The following is a 16,344-nucleotide window of genomic DNA, read 5'->3' on the forward strand; positions in this document are numbered from 1 at the left end:
TATAAATATGGATTTTAAAGAGAAAGTATTAGAAGTTATTGCAGAAGTTTGTGAAGATGATGTGGTGAAAGAAGAGCATGATTTGGATATATTTGAAGCAGGATTGATTGATTCATTCGCGACCGTGGAATTACTTGTTCAATTTGAGGAGCAGCTTGCTATTAATGTACCAATTACAGAGTTCGACCGAGAGACATGGAATACACCAAATGCTATCGTTGATCGTCTGAATGAGCTGAGATAATGAAGAAGAAGTATCTGTTTGGACCGATCATTCTGGCATTGGTCCTGTTTGCCGGGGTCGTCTTCGTACCTGTATCATGGCTGGCTAAGTTAGTTCCAGCAGACCGTTTGGCGGAATCGGCTATCAGCTTGGAGCCGAATATGTTCCAGGGAACCTATTTGCAAAGTGAAATGCTCCGTAATTCAGAGTATGTTCCAATCTATGGTTCCTCTGAATTGTCGCGCTGGGATCCATTCCATCCATCGAATTATTTTGAGACGAATGATGCTGCCTTTACACCTTATTTAATAGGAAAAGGCGGAATGACCTCGATTATTCATGATTTAAACTTTGCAACACATGCCGATCAATTGAAGAACAAGAAGATGGTCATTATTGTATCGCCACAATGGTTTGTAAAGCATGGTACAGATGAGCAGCATTTTGCACCAAACTACTCCTCACTGCAAGCGTACCAGCTTCCATACAATGAGGAAGTGGACGAAGAGGTGAAGCGAAAACTGATGCAACGCCTGATGACGTATGAGGCAGTTAAGAACGACACCATACTTTATCAGCTTTATGGTGCGTATTTGAATGACAATAAGGTTATGTTTAATATCTTGTCCGTTCCTGCAGAGGCATATATATCCATACTGAAGAAAAAGGATCTATATTTCACCATTATGAAGGATAAACCAACGAATCGACATCAGTCAGATGAAGTGAAGGGGAAGACATGGGAGGAGCTGCGGGCACAAGCGGATGCTTATGGCGAGAAGCGGACACAGCATTCCCAATTTTACATTGAAGACAGCGTGTATAAGCGTAAGAAGGAGTATATCAAGGGAATGGAAGGAAAGAATAAAACCCATTCCTATGCCGAATCACTGGAGTACGATGATTTCCAACTGATGTTGGATATTCTGAAGGAAGCAGGTGCTGAACCGCTATTTGTCATTATCCCTGTAAACGGAGCATATTATGACTACACAGGATTCCCGGAAAAGGGACGGCAAGACTATTACAAGCGGATAAAGAAACAGATTCGTGATAGCGGCTTTTCTTATGCCGATTATTCCGACCATGAATATGATCCGTATTTCATGCGTGACACGATTCATATTGGTTGGAAAGGCTGGGTTTATTTAAATGAGGATATCCAGAAGTTCGTAGAAAAACACTAGTAGATGGGAGCGCTTGTGTGATGGGCAGTCACACGTTCTCAAGCATTGGGGTATTAGATAGAAAAGGGCTGTGGCAGAGGGGCATTAAAGCCCAGTGCCACAGCCCTTTTGAGTTAATCATGTAAGGCTTATTTCGTATTCGTAAATCCACCATCGATACGGATTACTTCACCATTAATATATTCTGCTTTAGAAGTAAGTAAAAAGGTAACAAGCTCAGCCACTTCTTCTGGCGTTCCTAGACGTTTCTGTGGAATTCCACCTGTAGCATTTTCCTTCATTTTCGGATTTGCTTCGTAGAACTCTTTTACCATTGGTGTTTCAGTAGGTCCTGGAGCAATAGCATTTACACGCAAGCCATCTTTTGCATATTCTGCTACCATACTCTTCGTTAGCCCAACAATTCCGTGTTTTGTAGCGGAATAGGTAACAACAGAGTCTTGTCCAATAACACCTGCACTAGAAGCGGTGTTCACAATGGAGCCTCCCCCATTTTCTAACATTGCCTTCGCTACATAATGTACACCGTATAAGGCACCCATTAAGTTAATGCCAACGATTTTATCAATTTCTTCGATAGAGGTATCTAAGAAATATTTTCCGCTACCTGATATTCCGGCATTGTTAAAGAAATAATCAATTTTACCGAAGTGTTCTAGTGTTTGATCGACATAATGTTTTACGTCTTCTTTTTTGGATACATCCGCTTTTATGAAAATAGCATCTACGTTATGTTTTTTCACTAATTCTACTGTTTCATTTCCACCTTGTTCATTAACATCTACTACCGCAATACTAATTCCTTCCTGTGCCAATCGTACAGCTGTTGATTGACCTAATCCACTACCTGCACCAGTAATAATTGCAACGTTACTCATCTATGAAAACCTCCTATATAATCAATTGGAAAACCAATTTTTCATCGGGTTCATTTCCACCGTATTACCTGTTAGCATTACCATTGTATAACCAACTATGCGTCTAGCAAGCGTATATAGTCGAAAAATGGATCCGTACTTCAAGGGTAGAACTAATATTTCTCCAGGTCAACTATAGTAAACTGTGACTTCTTTTCTGAGAATTTCTAAAAAAATCGATTTGAAGAATGGAACGGCTCAATAGATAACATTCACCAGAAGTTCGTTTCTTTAGAATATCAGCGAATTAGAGAAGGCATGTTTCCGAAAATGGTACGTATACACACTTCTCTCTCCAAACAGATAATTTGTATTCTTTAAAAGCGAGTATTATAATTTCCAACACAATGGAGTGCACTCCATTATCCAAAACTTGTTATGGAGGGAAAAATGACATGACAAGAAATACTCGATTCATGATATTGCCGGATAGGATTGAAGAATGGGAAAACGCTAGTGCGAGCACTTTCCTAAATTTGTACGCCTTTGGACGTTGTGAAGGTTTTTGCGATTCGATTGGCTAGGTGTAAGTTTTATGTGTTTTATCGGGTAATTTATCAATACTAAAGAGGAAAAGCTTGCCCGGATAAGCGGCGCAAAAAGCCAATGTATATGCTTAAGCGCTCGTTTAGGTTTTTAACGCAAGGTCAGTTTAACTAAACATAGAAGGAGAGATTCTTTTCATGAAGGATTTATTTACCCCCTATCAAATAAAGAACTTAGAATTAAAAAACCGTGTCGTCATGCCACCTATGTGTCAATATTCCGTTACGAAAAAGGATGGAATTGCGAATGATTGGCATTATATTCACTATGTTAGCCGTGCTATCGGAGGAGCAGGGGTAATCATTATTGAAATGACTGATGTGGAGCCGGATGGCCGTATTACAGATTATGATCTCGGATTATGGTCAGATGAACAAATCCCAGCCATCAAACGAATTGTTGATGCCTGTCACCAACATGGTGCTAAAGTTGCTATTCAAATTGCCCATGCGGGACGTAAAGCAGAGGATGCAGCGGTTCCTGTTGCGCCATCACCAATTCCGTTTGATGAAAATTCCAAAACTCCGAGGGAACTGACAACAGAAGAAATTAAAGAAATGGTTGAGAAATTCCGATTAGCAACAGAACGCGCGGTAAAAGCTGGTGTCGATGCGATCGAAATTCATGGGGCACATGGTTACCTAATCCACCAGTTCCAGTCCCCATTTACCAATAAACGTACTGATGAATATGGGCAAGATCTAACCAAGTTTGGTAAGGAAGTTATTCAGGCCGCGAAAAGTGTCATGCCTAGTGAGATGCCATTAATTATGCGTGTCTCTGCGGTTGAATATGTGGATAACGGCTACGGATTGAAGGAAAGTGTCGCATTCTCGAAGGTCTATCAGGAAGCTGGCGTTGATATGTTTCATGTTAGTGCTGGTGGAGAAGGACAAATTGCTGCTCATGGAAGACCAGGAACGCATGCTGCCTACCAAGTACCTTTCGCAAGAGAAATAAAAGAAAAACTAAATGTCCCGGTTATTGCGGTTGGAAGACTGGATGAACCAGCACTCGCCAACGCAGTGATTGGAAATGAGGAAGCAGATCTTGTAGCGGTAGGTAGAGGAATGTTACGTAATCCATACTGGACACTAGAAGCAGCAGCTACATTAAAGAAGAAAAACACCGTTCCTACCCAATACTCACCAGCCTTTCCATCAAGATCATAAAGGAAACGGATAGTTTTAACGAAAGAGTATATATTAATTTTGAATTATAAGGAGGAATAAAGCATGGCAAAAAAAGTATTGATGGTTGTGACAAATCATACAACTATTACAGATGATCACAAAACAGGTCTATGGCTAGAGGAATTCGCTGTACCTTACCTCGTTTTCAAAGAAAAAGGCTACGAGGTACAAGTGACCAGCATCAGTGGTGGTGAAGTTGCACTAGACCCGAACAGTATTGAAGAGAAGCCAGAGTGGAAAGATGCTGAAGCGGAACTAAAAAATACGGAAAAACTAACGAAAGACTATGCACACGGATATGACGCTATATTCCTACCAGGTGGACATGGTACGATGTTTGATTTTCCAGATAGCGAAACACTTCTTTATGTATTGCAGGAGTTTGCGGAAGAAGATAAAATCATCTCCGCTGTTTGCCACGGACCTGCGGGATTGGTCAATGCAACATACAAAGACGGTACACCAATCGTGAAAGGCAAGAAGGTTACCGCCTTTACTGATGAAGAAGAGGTTGAAATGGAGCTAGATGTTCACATGCCTTTCCTTTTAGAGACTAAATTACGAGAGAACGGTGCCGATTTCGTTGCTTCTGAAAAATGGACTGATCACTCGATCCGAGATGGCAAACTAGTGACAGGACAAAATCCGCAGTCTAGCAGAAGTACAGCGGAGAAAGTGGTAGAGGCGTTAGAGGAATAAGGTAGTGGATTAGTAAGGGGTACTTCCGAGCTTATGGCTTGGGGGTATTCTTTTTCTTTTTGTTGGTTTAAAATTGGTTTATACATAACTTTCTGCACAAACAACCCTGGGTTGTAATCTGGCATAGGTGCTTCTTTCATACTAGTTGTCTAGAAAGTCTCCCCATATTAGGAATAATAATACATGTTATAAAAAATATGATTAAATTTAAAGGAGCTACTAAGTGATGGAGAGGATATCTATAGAAATTCACTTTAAGTTAGAACCTAAAGATATTTGGTCGTATAAAAAGAACGCAAGAATTTATTCTCGTAAAGTTATCACTTCTATTCGATTGGCAAATATTATTTTTGCGGTTTTTTCATTTATTATCTTTTATGGTCCTAACTTGTTTCAGACACTAGTTAACACATTCTTTGCCTCTTTTGTAATTTTTCCTCTTGCAGAGAGATATACTTTATATGCTAGGCATAATTTGTTTTTAAAAAGAGATGCTGCTAAACTCGGGGAAAAACATTTAAAAATTAACCATGACGGCATTACATTATCTTCTACAACAAAAACTTTTTCCCAAAAGTGGAGTAGTTTTATTCGAGTAGTAAAGAATGATTCTTATTACTTTATATATGATCAAGACGAACGTTCCTATATAATACCAATAAGGGAACTATCATCTGAAAACGAACAAAAATTCCAAAACCTGCTTGTGGAACATAATAAACCCTTAATACAACAAGAAACTTCATCAAACCTAGAAAAACTTACGAAACTCCGGGTGATTTTACTTATTTTCTTTGTATCCTTAGCCATCATCAATCAAATAGAAAACGCACAGGATTCATTATCTCCTGTAAAAGAAGAAGTATATGGTTTATTTCAAAATATTGATACAGAAACTGAGATGGAAGATTTACTAAAACAGAAACTCAATATAAAAGAATCCGTAACACAAAAAGATATATAGACAAATTGTATAATAAGTTGAGTATGATTGATTCTGAGGATGCTAGTTACGATGACAAGTTTCAATTAGCCTCTTTAATAAAAAAGGCTGAGCAATTGATATATAATGGTTTACCAAATACGACTCAAGTCTATCACGGTGAAAGTACGCATTGGAAAGTAGTTGATTATAAAATACAAGCCAATCCTGTTTTGTTTCGTACCTACGCTGGAAGAATGTATATGAAGGAACAGGACGTTTTTGAAGCAGACTATTTCAACGTAGAAGTATATGTTATTTTTGATGATAATGAGGAAATACGCCTTCATAAAGAGGTATTTTTAGCTGATTATCAAGATAGAGCTAAATCAGTAGAATTGGATATATCGGAACAATCAACAGGTGAATTTGCTGCTAACCAAGAATCGTATCGAAACAAAAGTGGAAATCCTGTTAGTATTGAAGACATAAATGAGGTTTTTATTTTGGTTCAATGGAAAGGAAAGAATGAAAACGAACTAGAGGAAGAAAAAATTATATTGTCCCCAGCGAACATATAGATAAACACCACCCATATAACGCGGGGGGGGGGTTTTGCGGCTGGAAGCTTTTGACTGCCTCAACCCTAAAGGGCGGCTGATTGATTTGTCCATTTATTACGATCACTGGCCAGAACTCAAAAGTCTCCCGCTCAGCTATTTCGTCTTCTTTTTCCTTCGTTACCTGTAATTACCTAAACGTATTTCAGCTTAATTGCTCTAGCAATTCTACCAGCTCATCTATTAATCCTTCTTGTTTTGTTATATCGGGTTCAGCGGTTATCTCAAGACCTACATCATTAATTTCTTCTAGTAATCCAGTAATTCTGCTGTCACTAGTCTGGTCTAAATAATATCTAGCATATATACTCGCGCTAGAACCCATATGGGGATAATGATTTTCCTTAGTAGTGTCCTCAGGAATCTCTTTTAATGACTCTTTCGTATTCTTTACCCAATCAGACATGGAGGCATATTCAGATATTTCAATAGTTGATGTCTCAAGCGTTTGTTCGGACACTACTTCCTCTTTTTCTATTGCTTCATTCTTAGAAAACGCTTCGTCAGGTTGTGTCGCATTTCCCTTCTGATCATCATTGACGAAACTGATTATAATCATAGCGATTAAACTGATAGTGACTATCAATGCACCAAATGACAATAGATACTTTTTCAAAGTAAACTCCCCTTTAATGTTTTATGAATAAATTTATTCGTGAGTATACCTTCTGGCTCTTATTCGGTGGATTATCCCACGTTAACACATCATCCACCCTGTCCATGCTACATCTACCAGTCCCATACCGAATTGTATTATTATTACCATTATATCAACCTAGAAAATAGTTAACAAACTGTATTCATACTATTTTATAAAGTCGATAAATTATTTCTTTATAGGAATTTTGCTTATTAATTTGTTGTCGTTCGCTCTTCCTCTTTTGCTTTTCTCCATTATTTTAGACGACAGTTTTAGATAAAAGGATTCCTATTAGTAGAAACAAATCTTTATGTAAAAGAGAAAATCCATCCCCCATCACTATCAAACTCTCAATAAACACGTCATATCAATTACACCATAACAACCACCTAAGCTATAATACAAGAGTAATCCATACATACAAATATGAAAACTTCCCATGTAGGTAGGCTTAATTATGAAAAAATAGGGTATTAACAAAAGGGACCTATCACTCTATTAAATTATTTTCGTACCGTTTTCTACTATGGAGCAATCAAACTAATAAGAAAAGGAGTTTAATCATACATATGTTCATTCTAATCTTAATCAGCACACTCGTAGTATATGGAGGACTCGTTTACTACATTGGCTGGAGGGGCTATCGCTTTCTTAAACCAGAATCATCAAGCAAACGATTTAAAATCATTTATAGCCTAGTCGTAATAGTAGTAGCGAGTTCGTTTTTCTTTGGGATGATGTCTGGAATCACCTTTTTACAAATAGTTGGCGCATATTGGATGGCATGCTTCTACTTGCTGTTACTATTAGTGCCGCTTGCTCATATTACTGTTATTCTCTTGCGTCGTACGCGACTACCAAGGCATAAAACACAGAGATGGGCAGGGGTTGTGATACTCGTATTAATGGTATCCTTCTTGGGATATGGCATATTTAACGCTTATAGTCCGGTCGTAGAAAGCTATGAGATTAAGATTGATAAAGGCGATTCCTCTCTTGATAGTCTTTCGATCGCCATGGCAGCAGATACCCATTTTGGACTATTGTCAGGTAAAGGCCATGCAGAGCGCTTTGTAAAGGAAATGAACAACCTAAATGCAGACATCATCCTCTTGCCGGGCGATATCATTGATGATGACCTTCAAATCTTCCTGGATCATAACATAGATCAAATACTGTCCGAGCTCCATGCACCATATGGCGTCTATGCATCACTTGGGAATCATGACAAGCATGAGGGGACTATGCAGGAAATCATTGATGCATTAGAGAACAGTGGAATCCAAGTCCTGTATGATGAGACAGAGGGAATTCAAGGGCAATTTACGTTAATTGGACGAAAGGACAAAATCGACCCAAACAGGCTACCTTTAGAGCAATTAATGGATGGAGTAGACCCTAACTTACCAGCTATTCTAATTGATCACCAACCATATGATTTGGATATCGCACAGCAGGAAGGGATTGACCTCATGATCTCTGGCCATACACACCGAGGGCAAGTATTCCCAGGCAGCCTTATTACGGATGCCATTTATGAAAATGATTATGGCTACTTGCAGAAGGAGCAACTGCATTCTATTGTGACATCAGGCTTTGGTTTTTGGGGACCGCCAATACGTATTGGTACACGCTCAGAACTCGTGAAGATCGATATTACGTTCGAGTAGATACATATCGATATAGGATTAATTTTGATATAATATTTAGACAAATAAAAAAACAATGCCATTAGAGTGAACTGGCATATTAATGGGGGAATATACATGTTTCAATTTCCAAAGCCTAGTATCGAGAGCTTTTTCAGAACGATAAATATCGTCGATTTTGATGTGAATGCGACAGAGGATGAAATTCTTTTCTCCTCTAATTTAAATGGTTATTACAATGTATGGGCCATGAGACTTGATGAGCGGTACCCTTACCAGTTAACAACTGCCAATCAAATGAATTCCTTTGTAAAATATACACCCGGGGGTAACTACTTCTTAACTGGTTACGATACAGACGGAGATGAAAATTATCATATCTATGCAGTCAAAAGCAGTGGAGGAGAACCGGTCGCAGTGCTAAAAGCTGAGGGAGAAAAGTTTTACTATGGTGATTTGGCGGAAGATGGCCAACATCTCTATTACATAACGAGTGTAGACAATCCCAACTTTTTAAATATAGGCCGAGTAAATCTGGAGACAGGTGACAAGGAGATTTTGATAAAGGGTGAAAAAGGACCAAGTTATCTGTATTCTGTGAGTCCGGATGAATCGAGCTTTGCGTTCTCAAAAGAGCTAGGAAATACAAGCTCATTTGGCTATCTCGCTAAGGGTCAGGAGATTATCCCACTTACCCCTTCACAGAAAAAGCCGCATCGAGTTCGTCAAGTGAAATATCTAACGGATGATCAGGTGTTACTTTTAACCAATTATGAAAGTGAGTTTTACTATTTAGCTAGCTTTGAGATTAGCACGAGGACATTTACGAAGCTAGTAGCGTTCGATGGCTACGAATTATCGAATTTAACCGTTGACCGGGAGCGAAATCGTGTCTACTTTGTCGCAGAGCGTGGTGTAGAGGACCGTTTATATAGATTCGACTTAGCTACAAATGAAGCAACTTTACTAGATAAGCCATTTGATATGGTCAATAAAATAAGGATTGGAAAAAGTGGCGCCATCTATGCATTAGGTAGGTCAACAATCTTCCCAGCAAACTTATTCGAGTATACCGATACAGGCGGCTGGGAGCAGATAACCCAGCACCGTATCATAGGGGTGGATAATGAGGCATTAACAGAGCCTGAGGTGCTTACCTATAATAGCTTTGATGGATTAAAAATCGAAGCACTACACTTTTCACCAAATCCGGAGCTGGATAATGGGCATACCATCCTATGGCCCCATGGTGGACCACAGCATGCGGTAAGAAAAACCTTTACACCGCTCTTCCAATATTTATGCTCCCAAGGGTTCAGCGTGTTTGCGCCGAACTTCCGTGGTAGCACTGGCTATGGAGAGAGCTTTATGAGATTAGTAAATAAAGACTGGGGAGGCGGCCCACGCCTGGATATCATCGCCGGTATGGACTGGCTAGACCAACAAGGGAAATCTAGTTCGGATAAGTGGTTCTGTATTGGTGGAAGCTATGGAGGATATATGACCTTACTTCTTCACGGTCGCCATGCAGATCGGTTTAAGGCATTTGTTGATATCTTTGGCCCAAGTAATTTATTTACAACCATTGAGACAGCCCCAGAACATTGGAAGGAATCGGATAGAGAGTTAATTGGTGATGTCAACGAGGACCGGGAGAAATTAATAGAAGACTCGCCAATGACTTATATTGACCAGATGACCAAGCCAATGCTAGTCATTCAAGGTGCCAATGACCCACGCGTTGTGAAGGTAGAATCCGATGTAATCGTCGATGCTATGAAAAAAAGAGGCCAAGACGTCGAATATCTCGTACTCGAAGACGAGGGCCATGGCTTCTCTAAAACAGAAAATGCCTTAAAGGTTTATTCGTTGATGGTTAGCTTTTTGCGGAAGTATGTGTAGGGTTGGGGAGTGGTATTTACCACTCTAATGGCGGATGCCAACTAATTGGCAACTTCACACAGGATCAATATTTAGTGATGAATCATCTTAATTACATTAGAAGGCCTCCTTTTTAACTCTTTAACTAAGGTACAATATATTTCCTCTAGTCTAGGAAACATATTGTACCCAAATATTGTTGAAAGCGTTTTATGATAGAAAGATACTAGAGGAGGTGCTACGATGAATACTCGACAACAACATATCTTAAAAGTGCTATTAGAAGGTAAACCCATTACAGGCAATCAATTAGCACTTAAAATTCATGTAACATCTCGAACGATTCGAAATGATATTAAAGATATTAATCAACAGTTAAGTAATGCAGGTGCGCGTATTGATGAAGAGAAGTTTAAACAGTTTATTTATAACGTTTTAGATTTAGATAGGAGCTTCCCAGTTGAACCGGAAGATAGAATTCATTTCTTAGCTAAAAAGTTTCTTCTAAACCCAGATTATATAAAGGTAGAAGAATTGGCGGATGAGCTATATGTTAGTAAATCGACTCTAAAGAACCATATAAAGGATGTTAAGGTTGTCTTACAGCAGTATGATTTGCAGTTAACGCAAAGACCTAAGTATGGGTTAAAACTTATTGGTACAGAAAGTAATATAAGGTTTGCCATTTCCGAGCTATTGTTTCAACATTCTCCCCAAATGAAAGATGAATTTAGTCATCAACCATGGCTGTTATCAGCAGAAAAAATGGAATTAATACGTGAATCGGTTTTAAGAGAATTAAAGTCGTTTAAATTCAACTTATCGGATATTTCGTTACATAATTTAGTTGTACATATTGCCATAGCCTATAAACGAATAAAAAGCGGGAAATATGTGGAAAGCTTAAAAGACATTGAAGATGATATACAAAGCAAAAAAGAATATGAGGTAGCCCAAAGTATTATTAAATGTATAGAGCAAAAGTTGCATACCACTTTTCCAAAGGTAGAAATTTTGTATGTGGCGATGCATTTATTAGGTACAAGGCTTCTTTTAAATCATAAGCAGTCGGAATTAATTAGTAACTTTGATCAACGTATCTTAAAAACGGTAGAACGTTTAATAGATCAAGTTGATGAACAGTTGAATCTAGGTATTAAGCATGACAAAGAATTGTTTGCGGCAATTGCGCTTCACTTAAAACCTGCAATCCATCGCTTTAAACACAATATGAATATACGGAATCCAATGTTAGAAGCGATAATAGTAAATTACCCCATTGCATTTGATGCAGCAATTATAGCAGGGAAAGTTATTGAAAAAGATTTTGATATCGAAATAAATGAAAATGAGATAGGATACATTGCACTACATATTGGTGCAGCACTTGAGAGATCGAAGCTGAATAAAAAACCAAAGCGGTGTCTGATTGTTTGTACTACCGGTCTTGGAAGTTCACAATTATTGCTGTATAAAATGAGGGCCAAATTCGGTAATAAATTGACCATTATAGGTGCAACCGAGTTACATAACCTCCCAAATTATGAGGAAGATGCTATAGATTTTATCGTTAGTACGGTTCCCCTACCGGAGGATTTAACGATCCCTCATGTAGTAGTAAGCACGATGTTAGATGATGGTGAACTCAGCAAGCTTGAATTTGTAATTGGCGATTTTAAAGAGTCTGTTATTGATTCTTACGTAAAAGAAGAGTTAATCTATCCTAACTTAGCTTGTGAACCTTCTGAAGAAGTGATTAATTATTTAGGTAATGAGCTTATTCAAAAAGGAATGGCTGAAAAGGGAATCGTGAGCTCTGTCCTCCAACGAGAGGATGCCGCGTCAACTAGTTATGGTAATCTCGTTGCAGTACCACACCCACTAGTGGCCCAATCCCCCTATACGTTTTGGACAATAGCTACTTTAGAAAAGCCAATTGATTGGGGTAAAAACAAAGTACAATTTGTATGCCTGCTTCATGTTGCTGATGAAAATAAAGAAGAGTTAAAACCGATGTACGAGGCACTTCTTCAACTGATTGATAATCATGAGATTGTTCAAAAACTTGTTTCGGCTAAGGATTCTTCTACAATAATGAACATAATCAAGAGAATGTAGTTTAATAGCTACATTCTTTTTTAATGGTTAGAGCTCAGAAATAACAAAGGCTTAGATTTGGCAATGGTGTTCTAGGATTGCAGTATTTGGAATCGCGCTTACGGTGGTTGAGCATTAGCTTTTCACGTATATTTCCAGATGTTGATGATATTTTGTGAGCAAATTCTTTCCGTTTATTGTGGAAAAAGGTTGACTTTTAATGGAAGCGTTTCAGTTATATAGTTTAGACAAGGTATAAATTTAGCACAAGAGGGTGACGATTTGGAAAATCAAGAGGTAATCATGGGGATAATTATTCACGGTGGAAATGCTAGAAGCTCTGCTATGAGAGCAATAGCTGAGGCGAAAAATGCAAATTTTGGAGAAGCTGAGAAATTAATAGAAGAATCCAATGAGGAATTAAACAAAGCCCACCGCATACAAACAGACTTGATTCAAGCGGAATCGAGAGGCGAAAAGACAGAGATCTCTTTACTCATGGTTCATGCACAAGATCACCTCATGAATGCAATGACTGTAAGAGATTTAGCAATAGAAATTATCGATTTAACAAAGAAAACAATTAATATCTAGGAGGAATTGAAAATGAAAAATATCTTATTAGTTTGTGCAGCGGGAATGTCTACAAGCATGCTGGTGAATAAGATGGAACAAGCCGCAGTTGAAAATAATGTAGAGGTTAGTATTAGAGCGACTTCCGGTGGGGATATAAAAAAATATATTGATGAGGCTGATGTACTATTACTTGGCCCACAAGTCTCCTATTTGAAAAATGACTACAAAAAGCAATTTGAACCGCAAGGAATTCCAGTAGAAGTAATTAATAGTATTGATTATGGAACAATGAATGGTGAAAAGGTTTTAAATTGGGCGTTGGATTTAATCAATTCTAAATAAAAGTAGAATATGTAGGTTAAATCCTTTAAATTACTTTTGAAGGAATGGAGTGTCATATATGAGTACGCGTACAGATGCTATACAAGGGAATTTACAGCGTATAGCAGGAAAAATAGGAGAAAATAGATATTTAAAATCAGTATCAGAGGGATTACTTTTAGCATTACCAGTTATTATTATAGGTGCGCTTTCTATTTTAATTTCAAATATAAATTTGGAAGCATACCAAAATTTCATTACAGAAACAGGGCTGAAAACAGTATTGTCTCTACCTTCTTCTGTAACGATTTCCTTGATTGCTCTTTATGCCGTTTTTTGTATAGCATATAGACTTGCAACTCTATTTAATCAAGATGGAGTTGTTGCTGGTATTATTGCATTAATTTGTTTCCTAGTTTTAACGCCCTTTGCGACATTGGATGATGCAAGTGTGATACCTGTACAATTTCTCGGAGCTCAAGGTCTTTTTGTCGCAATTATAGTAGGATTATTATCTGCTAGAATTTATGTATTTATCGTGGAAAAGGGCTGGACTATAAAAATGCCATCTGGTGTACCACCAACCGTTGAAAAAACTTTTGGGGGATTATTACCAGGAATTATGATTGTAACGCTCTTTACAATCATTAGTGGACTGTTTACATTAACAAAGTTTGAAAGTGCCCATGAGTTTGTTTATTCATTTATTCAAACTCCATTACAAAATCTGGGTGGAGGATTCTGGTCAATGGTTATCCTTGTTATCATTATCCATACGCTTTGGCTTTTTGGGATTCACGGGACGCTAGCAATTTTACCTATCCTTTACGGAGTCTGGATACCATTAGGACTAGAAAACCTAGATGCTATTGCTGCAGGTAATCCACCTGAAAACATTGTAAACACTGGTTTTCTAGCTGTGTTAATCATTATAGGAGGAGCTGGCGCAACGCTAGCACTTACCCTACTTTTAGCGTTCTTTGCTAAAAGTAAACGATATAAAACACTAGGTAGATTAGCCTTACCTCCAGCGTTCTTTAATATTAATGAACCAGTCATATTTGGACTACCTATCGTACTAAATCCATATCTGGCTATACCATTTGTTGTAGCACCTTTAACGAATGCCATTATTTCCTATTCATTGATGAAGTTCGGCGTATTTCCACTGGTCAACGGTCTCCATATGCCGCTTGGAACACCAGTATTTGTGAACTCTATTTTAGCAGGCGCTGTGTCCTTGATCTTGCTTCAGGTAATCCTGATCATCATTGATATACTCATATATTTACCTTTCTTTAAAATACTAGACAAAAAGGCGCTAGAAGAAGAACAATCTAATGCAGCCTAGATTAATAGGTTAGCAAAGAGTCTTCTATCATAAACGACATTGGAGTGTTTACCATGACTAATAGTAGAAAATTTCCAAATGAGTTCCTCTGGGGCGGAGCCATTGCTGCCAATCAAGCTGAAGGTGGATGGGACGAAGATGGTAAAGGGGTTTCTATCGCAGATGTGGTTAGAGGTGGAATAATCTCTGGAAAAGCAGATAAAGTAATTGACCCTAATAAATATTATGCAAGCCATGAAGCGATAGATTTTTATCATCGTTATAAGGAAGATATCGCCTTGTTTAAAGAAATGGGCTTTTCGTTGTTCCGGACTTCGATTAACTGGACAAGGATTTTCCCAAATGGAGACGAAGAAGAGCCTAATGAGGCTGGCTTACAATTCTATGACAACTTATTTGATGAGCTAATTAAGAATGGTATGGAGCCTATGGTAACAATATCGCATTATGAAACACCATTACATCTTGTTGATCAATATGGTGGATGGGAGAACCGAAAATTAATAGATTTCTTTAGTAGATATTGTGAGGTTATCTTTAACCGGTATAAAGATAAGGTGAAATACTGGATGACCTTTAATGAAGTGAACAACATGCATAAAATTCCTTTCGCAGCTGGGGCATGCCGTATTGAAGAAGGACCAGACAAGCTACAAAGAGTCTATCAAGCAAGTCATCACCTGCTTGTAGCAAATGCCATGGCGGTTAAGCTAGGAAAAGAAATAATGCCTGAAAATGAAGTGGGCTGTATGTTGTCATTAAGTGCCTTCTATCCTCATACATGTCATCCAGATGATGTGTTTGGAGCATATGAATTTAGAAGAAGATCACTATTTTTCTCTGATGTCATGTTGAGAGGGAAATATCCGTCCTATACCAACAGAATATTCAAGGAATATAATATTCATATTGTTAAAGAAAAGTACGATGATGAACTTTTGAAAGATAATACTTGCTCATTTTTAGCGTTTAGTTACTATTTAACGTCGACCTATAAATCTGGCACACCTATATTTGAATCAACTGGTGGTAGTATGGGATATGAAAATCCTTACTTAGAAGTTTCTGATTTCGGATGGCCAATTGATCCAAAGGGATTAAGATATGTATGTAATGAATTATATGATAGATATGAAAAGCCATTGTTTGTAGTTGAAAATGGTTTAGGAGCGAAGGACGTTATAGCCGAAGACGGCAAGATACACGACAATTACAGAATTGAGTATATAAAGAAGCATCTAATTCAGCTTCATGAAGCCATTGAAGATGGTTGTGAAGTTCTAGGATATACGTACTGGGGTCCAATTGACATTGTTAGTGCGGGAACCGGGCAAATGCAAAAAAGATATGGTTTCATTTACGTGGACAAAGATGATGAAGGTAATGGAACATTGGACAGAATGAGAAAAGATAGCTTTTACTGGTATAAGAAAATAATAGAATCGAACGGTGAATTATTGTATCAAGATTAACCCAATAAACCCCTGTAGGTTATGCGACCTATAGGGGCTATTTTTATATA

16 protein-coding genes are annotated in these 16,344 nt (G+C 38.0%); 14 read left to right on the forward strand and 2 right to left on the reverse strand.

All coding sequences use genetic code 11. The features are described 5' to 3' along the window. Positions 1-7: 7 nt before the first annotated feature. The gene (gene dltC / locus KGF86_RS01085) at positions 8-244 is read left to right on the forward strand and encodes a D-alanine--poly(phosphoribitol) ligase subunit DltC (protein WP_186867950.1); all 237 of its coding nucleotides are present in this window, start codon (positions 8-10) and stop codon (positions 242-244) included. Beyond that, positions 244-1,410: a D-alanyl-lipoteichoic acid biosynthesis protein DltD gene (gene dltD, locus KGF86_RS01090; protein ID WP_211740888.1), complete on the forward strand. Its 1,167-nt coding sequence runs from the start codon at positions 244-246 to the stop codon at positions 1,408-1,410. The genes dltC and dltD overlap by 1 nt, the downstream gene beginning before the upstream one ends. 128 nt (positions 1,411-1,538) lie before the next feature. Here dltD and KGF86_RS01095 read toward each other — a convergent pair whose 3' ends face one another. Then, on the reverse strand, positions 1,539-2,288 hold the full coding sequence (locus KGF86_RS01095) for an SDR family NAD(P)-dependent oxidoreductase (protein ID WP_186867952.1): 750 nt from the start codon (positions 2,286-2,288) through the stop codon (positions 1,539-1,541). Positions 2,289-3,010: 722 nt separating this feature from the next. Here KGF86_RS01095 and KGF86_RS01100 point away from each other — a divergent pair. From KGF86_RS01100 to KGF86_RS01115, 4 genes are all read left to right on the forward strand, one after another. Beyond that, positions 3,011-4,045, forward strand: coding sequence for an NADH:flavin oxidoreductase/NADH oxidase (locus tag KGF86_RS01100; RefSeq protein ID WP_211740889.1), 1,035 nt, complete (start codon positions 3,011-3,013; stop codon positions 4,043-4,045). Between the two features lie 63 nt (positions 4,046-4,108). After that, a complete protein-coding gene (locus tag KGF86_RS01105; protein ID WP_211740890.1) occupies positions 4,109-4,765 on the forward strand; it encodes a type 1 glutamine amidotransferase domain-containing protein in 657 nt (218 codons plus the stop codon). Between the two features lie 226 nt (positions 4,766-4,991). Then, positions 4,992-5,729, forward strand: a complete 738-nt coding sequence (locus KGF86_RS01110; RefSeq protein WP_211740891.1) for a YcxB family protein — start codon at positions 4,992-4,994, stop codon at positions 5,727-5,729. A gap of 17 nt (positions 5,730-5,746) precedes the next feature. Continuing rightward, positions 5,747-6,268, forward strand: a complete 522-nt coding sequence (locus KGF86_RS01115; protein WP_211740892.1) for a hypothetical protein — start codon at positions 5,747-5,749, stop codon at positions 6,266-6,268. 184 nt (positions 6,269-6,452) lie between these two features. On the opposite strand, the gene KGF86_RS01120 is transcribed toward KGF86_RS01115, so the two are convergent. Then, entirely contained in the window at positions 6,453-6,923 is a 471-nt protein-coding gene (locus KGF86_RS01120) for a hypothetical protein (protein WP_186867956.1), read from the reverse strand. 23 nt (positions 6,924-6,946) lie between these two features. Between KGF86_RS01120 and KGF86_RS01125 the strand changes: the two genes are divergently transcribed. From KGF86_RS01125 to KGF86_RS01160, 8 genes are all read left to right on the forward strand, one after another. After that, positions 6,947-7,093, forward strand: a complete 147-nt coding sequence (locus KGF86_RS01125) for a hypothetical protein (RefSeq protein ID WP_211740893.1) — start codon at positions 6,947-6,949, stop codon at positions 7,091-7,093. A 423-nt stretch (positions 7,094-7,516) separates the two neighbouring features. After that, positions 7,517-8,617 carry a metallophosphoesterase gene (locus tag KGF86_RS01130; protein ID WP_211740894.1) on the forward strand — a complete coding sequence of 367 codons (1,101 nt, stop codon included), beginning with the start codon at positions 7,517-7,519 and terminating at the stop codon, positions 8,615-8,617. Between the two features lie 96 nt (positions 8,618-8,713). Next, a complete protein-coding gene (locus tag KGF86_RS01135) occupies positions 8,714-10,498 on the forward strand; it encodes a S9 family peptidase (protein WP_211740895.1) in 1,785 nt (594 codons plus the stop codon). 222 nt (positions 10,499-10,720) lie between these two features. Beyond that, complete coding sequence (locus KGF86_RS01140; protein ID WP_211740896.1) at positions 10,721-12,595, forward strand: BglG family transcription antiterminator; 1,875 nt, start codon at positions 10,721-10,723, stop codon at positions 12,593-12,595. Between the two features lie 282 nt (positions 12,596-12,877). Then, complete coding sequence (locus KGF86_RS01145; RefSeq protein ID WP_211741198.1) at positions 12,878-13,168, forward strand: PTS lactose/cellobiose transporter subunit IIA; 291 nt, start codon at positions 12,878-12,880, stop codon at positions 13,166-13,168. 12 nt (positions 13,169-13,180) lie between these two features. After that, complete coding sequence (locus KGF86_RS01150; RefSeq protein WP_211740897.1) at positions 13,181-13,492, forward strand: PTS sugar transporter subunit IIB; 312 nt, start codon at positions 13,181-13,183, stop codon at positions 13,490-13,492. Positions 13,493-13,550: 58 nt separating this feature from the next. Next, complete coding sequence (locus tag KGF86_RS01155) at positions 13,551-14,822, forward strand: PTS sugar transporter subunit IIC (RefSeq protein ID WP_211740898.1); 1,272 nt, start codon at positions 13,551-13,553, stop codon at positions 14,820-14,822. Between the two features lie 53 nt (positions 14,823-14,875). Further along, on the forward strand, positions 14,876-16,294 hold the full coding sequence (locus tag KGF86_RS01160) for a glycoside hydrolase family 1 protein (protein ID WP_211740899.1): 1,419 nt from the start codon (positions 14,876-14,878) through the stop codon (positions 16,292-16,294). The last annotated feature ends 50 nt before the right edge of the window (positions 16,295-16,344 follow it).

Source organism: Ornithinibacillus massiliensis, assembly GCF_018310345.1.
GTDB classification, from domain to species: Bacteria; Bacillota; Bacilli; order Bacillales; family Amphibacillaceae; genus Ornithinibacillus; species Ornithinibacillus massiliensis.